Annotated in this window: 6 protein-coding genes; 2 read left to right on the top strand and 4 right to left on the bottom strand. The window is 28.5% G+C overall.

Annotation, left to right across the window (positions count from 1 at the left end; translation table 11 throughout):
- Positions 1 to 309: 309 nt before the first annotated feature.
- Positions 310 to 801 carry a GyrI-like domain-containing protein gene (locus A9758_RS06105; RefSeq protein ID WP_011406927.1) on the bottom strand — a complete coding sequence of 164 codons (492 nt, stop codon included), beginning with the start codon at positions 799 to 801 and terminating at the stop codon, positions 310 to 312.
- A gap of 160 nt (positions 802 to 961) precedes the next feature.
- On the opposite strand from A9758_RS06105, the gene A9758_RS06100 reads away from it, so the two are divergent.
- Together A9758_RS06100 and A9758_RS06095 are read left to right on the top strand one after the other, a co-directional pair.
- A complete protein-coding gene (locus A9758_RS06100; protein ID WP_011406926.1) occupies positions 962 to 2,182 on the top strand; it encodes an aldo/keto reductase in 1,221 nt (406 codons plus the stop codon).
- Positions 2,183 to 2,190: 8 nt separating this feature from the next.
- Positions 2,191 to 2,994 (top strand): metallophosphoesterase, encoded by an 804-nt coding sequence (locus A9758_RS06095; RefSeq protein WP_011406925.1) that lies wholly within the window; start codon positions 2,191 to 2,193, stop codon positions 2,992 to 2,994.
- 264 nt (positions 2,995 to 3,258) lie between these two features.
- On the opposite strand, the gene A9758_RS06090 is transcribed toward A9758_RS06095, so the two are convergent.
- The 3 genes from A9758_RS06090 to A9758_RS06080 form a co-directional block, all read right to left on the bottom strand.
- The gene (locus A9758_RS06090) at positions 3,259 to 5,763 is read right to left on the bottom strand and encodes a hypothetical protein (RefSeq protein ID WP_011406924.1); all 2,505 of its coding nucleotides are present in this window, start codon (positions 5,761 to 5,763) and stop codon (positions 3,259 to 3,261) included.
- Between the two features lie 225 nt (positions 5,764 to 5,988).
- Positions 5,989 to 7,215 (bottom strand): TIGR00300 family protein, encoded by a 1,227-nt coding sequence (locus tag A9758_RS06085; protein WP_011406923.1) that lies wholly within the window; start codon positions 7,213 to 7,215, stop codon positions 5,989 to 5,991.
- A 181-nt stretch (positions 7,216 to 7,396) separates the two neighbouring features.
- Positions 7,397 to 8,193, bottom strand: a 797-nt coding sequence (locus tag A9758_RS06080) for a phosphorylating glyceraldehyde-3-phosphate dehydrogenase (RefSeq protein ID WP_069776346.1), incomplete at its 5' end; no start/stop codon positions are given.

The raw sequence follows: 8,193 nt of genomic DNA, 5'->3' as shown, positions 1-8,193 counted from the left end.
TTTTAGTTTTATTAAAATTGAAATTTTATTTTAAGTAATGTGTTTTTAAGGTTATTTCTATTTTTTTTTTAATTAATAATGGATATAATTATTATTTTTAATTTTTATTGATATTATAATATTTTTTCGTGTTTAAGGAATGTATAACAATTATTTACACATGATTTCATATATTTTTCTTAGTCATGTTATAAAACATCAACAAATATTTGATATTTATAAACTGACAACGAAATATTTTGAAAAACACCAAAACACAATAGTTGCATATTCCTAATCAATTCAAAAAAAAGTAGAGAAGAGATTTATTTAATCTCTTTTTGGACCCATGTAAATAACAGGTAGTTGAACTTCTGTTTCAATCTCTTCAACAGGAGTGTTCTCATTTGCTGGAAGGTATATTTCAGTGATAGGTCCTACAATATCATACTGATTTTCAACAGCATATTTTACTATTTTTTTAACAGTTTCATTGAAGTTTTTATGAGATCCTTTATGTTTTCCTGAAAGAACTGTGTGTTCTGTAAGTTCTTTTAAACCTAATTTACCAATACGACCTGCAGGTTTACCATCAGCATAAAAATCTTTTATAGGCATACCTACTTCAAAAATTTGTCTATTTTCAGCATATTCCTCTAAATCATTATCATAGGAACCATAAGGAAAACCAACTGCTTCTAATTTATTTTCAGAAATTAATTGACCAACTTCTTCAATAAATTCTGGTAATTTACTAAAACTATCAATGTGTGGTACATATGCTACTTTTTGGTCAGGAATTCTTTTTTCAACAATATCCATTCTATCAAAACTCCATTTAATTTACTTTTTATTATAATAATGTATTTTTTCTATATTTTTTCTAAAAATTATTTAACAATATAATATATGTTTCATATCATTTAAAATAATATATTAATATAGAATGTAAATAAATAAGAATATTATTATATAACTAAAAATGTATTGGGGGGATGTATTTATTCAAAAAAGAACAGTTAAAAAAACAAATACTGCAGTTTCAGCACTAGGATTTGGTGCCATGAGACTACCTACAAAAAATGGTATGATAGATAAAAAAGAAGCAACACAACTAATAAATCATGCTATAGATAATGGAATAAATCTTATTGACACGGCATATCTCTATCATAATGGGGAAAGTGAATCCTTTCTAAAATCAATTCTTGAAAAAAGACGTGATGAAATATTAATCTCTACAAAACTACCAGTATGGTTTGTTAAAAATGAGGATGACTTGGAAAAATATCTTAATATACAATTAGAGAAGTTGGGTGTTGAATGTATTGATTTTTATTATCTTCATTCCCTAAATTATATTGCATTTAAACAACTTAAGGAATATAATATCTTTGAATTTCTTGATAGAATAAAAAGAGAAAAGAAAGTGAAAAATATAGGTTTTTCATACCATGATAATTATGATTCATTCAAAAAAATAATAGATAGTTATGATTGGGATATGTGTCTTTTGCAGTACAACTTTATTGATGATGATGCACAAGCAGGAACAAAAGGTGTTAAATATGCCTATGATCATGATGTAAGTGTTTTTGTAATGGAGCCATTGAAGGGTGGATTACTTGCAAATAATGTTCCAATGGAAGTTAAAAATAAGATGGATAAATCAAATATCACAGATAATCCTAGTCGATGGGCGTTACGTTGGGTTTTAAATCATAAGGAAGTAACTTGTGTACTCTCAGGTATGGGAAGAATATGTGAAGTTGATGAAAACATCAAAACAACAAATGATACACCCCCTAGTAGTATAGATTTAGAGGAATTAGAAACATATTCTAATGTGAAAAAAATATATAATAAACTCATTAAAATACCATGTACCCAGTGTGGATACTGTATGCCCTGTCCATATGGTGTAGATATTCCTGCATGTTTTAAAATATATAATAATAAATATATCTTTGGAGAATCAGGAGAATATTTCCAACTATCTGGACTTGCAGGAGGTAATGGTAGTTATGCAGGAAAATGTAGAAATTGTGGTGTTTGTTTAGATAAATGTCCACAGAAAATTAATATTCCACGTGAAATGGTGAATGTAAAATCAGACTTAGAATTCTTTGGATATGATTGTATCATGGCATTTGTAAGGTTGATTGGAAAACCATTAGCAAAATGGTTATTGAAGTTTAGGTGATAATATTTATGTTTAAAAAAATTGTAGGGATATTGTTGTTAATTCTTTGTTTATTTTTAGCAATAATGATTATAGAACCAACACAACTTGAAGTTAATGAAATAACTGTTAAATCTAATCAAATTCCACCAGAGTTTAATGGAACACGCATTGCTGTTATAGGTGATTTTCATTATGGTGAATTTGTTGATGAGAATAGGGTAAGTTATGTTGTAAATAAAACTAATGAACAAAATCCAGATATAACTGTTATGGTTGGAGATTATGTTACAGATAATAAGGACGATGTACAGTCATGTATTGATATTTTATCTAATCTTAGGGCTAAATATGGCGTGTATGGTGTTTTGGGTAATAATGATCCTAAAAATACAACATCCAATGCACTTGATGCATCATCTATTACAAACTTAAGAAATAGGGGTGTGTGGATTGAAAAAGATGGTGCTAAAATAAGATTAGGGGGAGTTGGTGATTTATCAACTGATTTCCAGTATCCACGTTTAACAACAAATGGTGCTGCAGATGATGATTTTGTTATTCTTGCACATCATAATCCTAATTATTTTGATACATTAAATCATACTCGTATTGATTTATCATTATCTGGACATACACATGGTGGTCAAGTAAATTTATTTGGATATACACCATGGGTTGAACCATCTGAGAAGGGACACAAATATTTATCTGGATTATATGAAGATAGTGGAGCATATCTTGTTGTAACAAATGGTGTTGGTGAAAGAAAGGTTCCATTTAGATTCATGGCAACACCACAAATTACAATGGTTACATTAGAGTCAACTTAACTTTGTTGATTCTATTTCTATTATTTTTTGATTATTTTTTCTACATAAACTAACTATGTAAATAAATGATTTTAGACAGGATTATTTATAATGAAATGAGTATTTCACTATTTTTATAAAAAAATTATTTTAATAAAAAGTGTGTGGTTTTGAATAATTAAAGATATATATCATATCATGTACATTAAGTGAATTTATTTTTAGTAAATTTATAATTTATAACTAGTTTCTTAAAAAAAAAGATAGGGTGGTGAATAAGAATTATTATAAATTCTTAGCAGCTGGTGGAAAACTACTTATAAGACCTTCTCTAAAGAGGGCATAACCATAGGATCCTCCACTCATTGCGACTTTAGCATCTGATTTTAGAGAAGATACTGGTAATTTAGGATAACTGCCACCTTTTTCTATATATGTTTGAAGTATTGTTACAACCTTAGAATACTTTGCCTCTTTAACAACATAATTTGTAACACTTTTTAACCAATTTTGTCCGGCATTATAATCATATCTATAGGCCATTGGCATCATAACATCAACATAAGGACTAAGTGCAGCATAATCTTGACCATAGTAAGTTTTAGATCCAGACTTTTCAGCAAATACACACATAGACACTTTTTGTTGTTTATTATGTGATTTTACAATATTATTTATTTGTTTTACAAAGTTCGTTACTATATTGGGATTAACAATACTTGGATTTGTTCCACTATATCTTGCATAATCAAGACAAACACCATCAACGCCAGGTATTTTCACAACTTTGGCCACAAAATTCTTTATTAATGTTTGTTGACTAGATCCTATATTGAATCCATTTGATGTTTTAAAACAAATTACCCAAGCATGTACTCGAATATTTGTATTTTTACAAAGTGATATGACTTTTTTCAGTTGAACTACATCGTTTGTTGAAGCTTTTGCTTGAACATATACGTCAGTAACACCAGCATTAACCCATTTTTTAACAGTATTAGTGTCAATATCAGTATTCATTTTTAAGAATACACCAGTAACAGGTCCTTCTGTTATCTTAGATTTTATGGTTGTAGCAGCATTAACTGTGATATTTGGAGTATATGTCTTAAAGTTAACAACTCCTTCTTTTGTAAATTTAAGTGATATTTTCTTAGTACCTGCAACATTATAATTGTAAATTTTATTTATACCTCCACCATTAACTGTGAGTTTCACAGGAAGTGCAGGTAATAATTTTGTATTATAGTCAGTAAGTGTTTTTCCATTATAAACTTTATTAAATGTGGTTGTAATTTCACAAACTTCATTTATATATTTTGATGAAGGACTAGATATTTTAAAGTATATCCAATTCTTAGTAACTACATTTACTTTTCTTTGTGAGGAAGGCATACTGTTGGTTCCCCACCAATTATAATTTGCTGTAGTACTTCCTTTAAATGCATAAATATCCACATTATTATTGTTTAATAGTATAGAATTATTTATATTCACTTTACCATTAGCACTATAGATTGCTCCGCCCTTTTGAGCCCTATTTGATTGAAGTGTGGTGGATTTGGCATTCAAGGTTGCAGTATTGTATATTGCTCCTCCATTACCTGTTGCATTATTTGAAGTAAATGTATTAGAATTAATGTATAGATTGTTCGTGGTATATATTGCTCCTCCATTGATTTTAGCAGTGTTTTGAATGTATTTTGAATTTCTGCTGTTGTATATATTTTTATTATATATTGCTCCACCATTTTTTGTAGCTTTGTTTGATTGGAATGTTGATTTTTTAATATTTATTTGTCCATCATTATATATTGCTCCACCAAGTACTCCATTATTTGATATAAATTGGGTATTTGTGATTTTATTGTTCTGTTTATTTTTAGCTAAGTAAATTGCACTTCCATAGTTTTGAGTAAGATTATTTCCCTGTAATGTAATTTTACCAGTTGAATATATTACTCCACCTATATTTGTTGCTTGATTTTTATTATAAGTACAATTAACCATACTTGCAGAATCAGTATTATATATTGCTCCACCATGTGTAGCTTTATTAGAAGAGAAACTAGTTTTTATTCCAATAAGTTCATTCTTATTATATATTGCTCCACCATAAGTGGCCCTTGAATTAGATATTTTCATTGTTTGTAACTTCAAGTAACCCTTATTATATATTGCTCCACCCTGTTTATCACTAGCATTTGTGATTGTAAATTTTTCAAATTTTACTTTAATATTACTAGCTATGGTAAATACATGGCTACCTTTTCCATTTAAAATTGTACCTTTTGTATCACTACCAACAATAGCTACAGTTTTATTGATATAAATCTTATTTTCATAATAAGTACCTTTATTAAGATAAATCGTTCCCTTATTTGTAACAGATTTTAATGCATTTTTAATTGTAGCTTTAGGAGCATTTTGTGTACCAGCATTACTGTCCTTTCCAGTAGTACTTACATAAATTTTTGAATATTTCACATTAGCAGTTTTCAATGTTTTGTTAGAAGATATGCTTTGTATTTTATGGGTTTCCTGTGTTTTTAATGTTTTTGTATCTTCAACTGTTTTAACTTGTTTCGTTGCGTCTTTTGCTGTTTTACTATACTTACTTTCTGAAGATTGTGTTTTAATATCTTCAATAGTGGTATATGTATTAGAATTAACAGTATTATCAACTACTTTTTGAGTAGTATCTGTGTTGGTGTTATTTTCACTTGCAGATACTGTACTAATACATAGTAATAAGGTAAGTATTATAAAAATTGGAAATATTCTTTTCATAATTTTTTTACTAATAATATCACCTCATTATTTCTAAAAAAAAATTATTATTCAATGGCTTATTACTATTGTATACATTAAAATCTATATAAAATTTTCTAAATTATAATATATTCAATGCTATTTTTTATTTTTAATAAATTATTATTATGAAACTGGGAAAATAAGTTCTTTCGTGTTTTTTAATATAATATTTTTAATAAAAAGGAGGTGATTTAATTAGAATTATTCTTCTAATTTATTAAGTTCTTCCTTAAGTATTGGTAAAAAGGAACCAATATCTGTTACTACACTAATAACTTGTGCACTTCCTCTATCAGAGAGTTTTGTTACAGAAGCATTACTAATATCTACACATACACTTTTTATTCTAGCAGGTATTAAGTTACCAGTAGCAACACTATGGAGTAATGTAGCAATCATAATTACCATATCAACATCCTGAACTTCTTCTCTCATTCTTTGCTGAGCAACTTGTGAATCTGTTATAACATCAGGTAATGGTCCATCATCACGAATACTTCCAGCAAGAACAAATGGAGCATTATTTTTAACACATTCATACATAATTCCACTTTTTAAGATACCTTGTTCTACAGCATCTTTTATACTTCCAGCTTTATTTATAATATTTATTGCAGAAATATGATGTTTATGTCCATGAGCAACAAGTTCACCAGTTTCCATTTTTACTCCAAGAGAAGTTCCATAGAATGCATTTTCAATATCATGGGTTGCAAGAGCATTTCCAGCAAATAGTTTATCAACGTATCCTTCTTTTATTAAATCTGCAAGTATTGGTGCACAACCTGTATGTACAACTGCAGGTCCTCCTACAACAACTATTTTTCCACCATTATCTTTAACTTCTTTCATTTGGGTAGCTACTTTATGAATAATACTACGTGTAGGTTTTTCAGCTGAAGCTTCACTGTTCATAAATTCAAATGTATTTTTTCCACGTGATCTTTCAAGAGGCGTAACTTTAACTCCGGTTCTTCCAGTAACTATCATTTCACCTTTTTTAACAGCATTTAATGGTTTACATGTTGCTTTTTTATTTTCTGTATCAACACAGATAACACAGTCCATCTCTATATTATCAATATTTAACCATTCTCCATCATATCTAATTTTAGTATTGTAATTACTAGTTGAATAGAAATTATCAGGTACTGTTTTATCTTTTTGTGATGCAACAAGAGTTACTTCTTCATTTTCCTCAATAAGTTCAGCACCATAATCTGTGAGTATGTCAAGAATTCTATTGAATATCTCTTCATCATCAGATTTAACAATAAGTTTAGCAGTACTTTTATCAGTTTTAAGTTTTCCTACTTGTAATTCTTCTATTTCATAGTCTCCACCTTGATCTATAATAGTATCCATTGTTTTAGGTAGAGTTAATGAATCAATTATGTGTCCATGTAATAGGATTCTTTGTGTATACATTTCATCATATCCTTCTATTTTTTTATGGGATTGTATTTTTTTTTAATTTTTTATAGATTACTTATATTTTTCTTTATGTAAATATAAACAAATTTTCATGTACATTATTTTTTAAAAGCATCTTAATAATATTTAATAGAATCAGTTAAAAAAAAGTATGGTGGGGAGAAATAAGTATAATTTATAATATACCCATTGCTTTATTTGTTTTTAATATGGATTTTTCACCATCTTCTTCTAATTCAAGCATTGCTCTTATAGCATCGACATTTTCTGGTACTACATCGGATTCTTGGTGGACTGCTTGCATATAGAATAATTCTCCATTTTCTATATTGACTGATTCTTTCCATACTGGTATTTCATACATGTCTCCTCTGGAACGTCCAAGATCTTTAGCATATTCCATTATTTCTGCAGTAGATCCTAATTTAAGACTTTTTTGAACAGGTAATACACGGTGTGCATTTTCAAATGCATCAAGTACATCATCAGTTGTGATTTTATCTTCTAATTCAACCATTATGTTATGAGTGTGCATAAGTGTTGTTGGAACGAGTAATGCCATTGTCATTACATTAATATCATCAATAATAGTTTGTACATCAGGTCCATGGTGTGATGGTACTTCTGTTGTAGGTACAATACTGTTTATAGGTCCTTTTTTAACATCTGATGGATCAGCTCCACGACGTACCATTACTGCTCTAACTTTTTTTATACCTGAAATATCATAGATAGGTTTTAATGTACGACATAAACCTGTTGTGTTACATGATACAACACGTACATAATCTTCACCTATATTATCAGCATAATTTGCTTCAGCATTGAATGAGGAGCCTATAGCATCATGATCTTCTCCACCTTCAAATATTGCTTTTAATCCAATTTTTTCATAGATATCTGTTTTATTTTGTGCACCTATGCCTCCGGGTGTACAATCTACAACTAAATCTAATTTTTCAAATAATTCAT

The sequence above is a fragment of the Methanosphaera sp. A6 genome (assembly GCF_001729395.1).
Classification (GTDB): domain Archaea; phylum Methanobacteriota; class Methanobacteria; order Methanobacteriales; family Methanobacteriaceae; genus Methanosphaera; species Methanosphaera stadtmanae.
The sequence above is the reverse complement of the archived record's forward strand: the minus strand, read 5'-3'. Positions and strand labels throughout refer to the sequence as shown.